At 75.1% G+C, this 1,389-nt stretch carries 2 protein-coding genes; both read right to left on the minus strand.

The genetic code is table 11. The annotated features are described in order from the left end of the window. Window positions 1-128: 128 nt before the first annotated feature. Window positions 129-587 (minus strand): NUDIX domain-containing protein, encoded by a 459-nt coding sequence (locus AB0C29_RS48540; protein WP_360835163.1) that lies wholly within the window; start codon window positions 585-587, stop codon window positions 129-131. A 1-nt stretch (window position 588) separates the two neighbouring features. After that, window positions 589-1,389, minus strand: an 801-nt coding sequence (locus AB0C29_RS48545) for a type III PLP-dependent enzyme (RefSeq protein WP_360835165.1), incomplete at its 5' end; no start/stop codon positions are given.

The following is a 1,389-nucleotide window of genomic DNA, read 5'->3' on the forward strand; positions in this document are numbered from 1 at the left end:
CGCCGCGACCGGTACGGGCACCGACGGCCCGCCGTGGCCGCTGACCCGCGCGGAGATCGACGCGTTCGCCGCCCCGGGCCTGACGCCGGTCCGGGTCGACGAGATCGGTGACCCCGACGACCCGCTGATCAGGCGGTGGCGGGCGGAGTTCCGAGCCGGCGGATGACCTCGGCCAGGTCCGGCGGGTCCAGCCCGGCCAGGTCGCTGAGCTCGGCCGGGCTGAGCCAGGCGTGCCCGGCCAGGCTGAGCTGCTCGTCGGGCATGAGACCGTCGCGGGTCAGGGGCGGCCGGGCGACGTCGTAGCGGGCCAGGAAGAACTCCTCGGGCCCGGCGAATCCCTGTCCCTTCCACCGGAAGTCCCGCATGACGGTCACCGACGGCCCGGTCACGGCGGCCGGGTCGAGGCCGGTCTCCTCGGCCAGCTCCCGGCGCGCCGCGGCCAGGAAGTCCTCGCCGGGCTCGACGCCACCGCCGGGCGGCTCCCACACGTCGTGGCCGTCCACCGGGTCCCGCCAGTGCAGCAGCAGGATGCGGCCGTCCGCGTCGACGCAGACGACCCGGGCAGCGCGGCGGTGGACCGGGTCCATGTCAGAGCACCTCGAATCGTGGCGGTGGGTGGCGCAGGAAGTCGTGGTGGGAGATGTCCCAGCCGTACGCGCCGGTGCGGGCGAAGATCAGCACGTCACCGATGCGCAGCCGGTCCACGGGCTGGTCGCGGGCGAGGACGTCGCGCGGGGTGCACAGCTCGCCGACGGCGTCCACGGTGACGTCGGTGACCTGCGGTCGGGGCCACTCGTAGGGCCAGTCGTCGACGGGCAGCACGGTGAACGGGTGGCTGTAGCCCCAGGCGGCGGGCAGCCGGAAGTGGTGGGTGCCGCCGCGCAGCACCGCGAACCAGCGGCCGTGGGTGTGCTTGAGGTCGAGGACCTCGGCGGCGTACCAGCCGGCGTCGGCGGCCAGGATCCGGCCGGGCTCGACGATCAGCTCCACGCCCGCCGGAACCGTCAGCCCGGCCAGCCCGGCCCGCAGCTCACCCAGGTCGATGGTGGCGTCGCTGAGGTAGTCGACACCGAGCCCGCCGCCGACGTTGACCAGCCGTAGGTCCAGCCCGTACCGGGCGGCGGTGGTCACCGACCAGTCCAGCGCCCCGGCGACGAACCGGGCGTGGGCGGCGGCGTCCAGGTTGTTCGACACGGCGTGCAGGTGGAAGCCGGTGATCCGGACCGAGGTCAGCGGCAGGGCCAGCATCCGGGCCAGTTCCTGCTCGTCGACCCCGAACGGGGTGGGCGTACCCGTCATGGCGTGGCTGCCGGGCAGCGCGGCCTGCGCGCGGTTGACCCGTACCGCCGCGTCCACGACCGTCCCGGTCGCCCGGGCGGCCCGGTCCAG

The organism is Actinoplanes sp. NPDC048791, assembly GCF_040650095.1.
GTDB lineage: Bacteria > Actinomycetota > Actinomycetes > Mycobacteriales > Micromonosporaceae > Actinoplanes.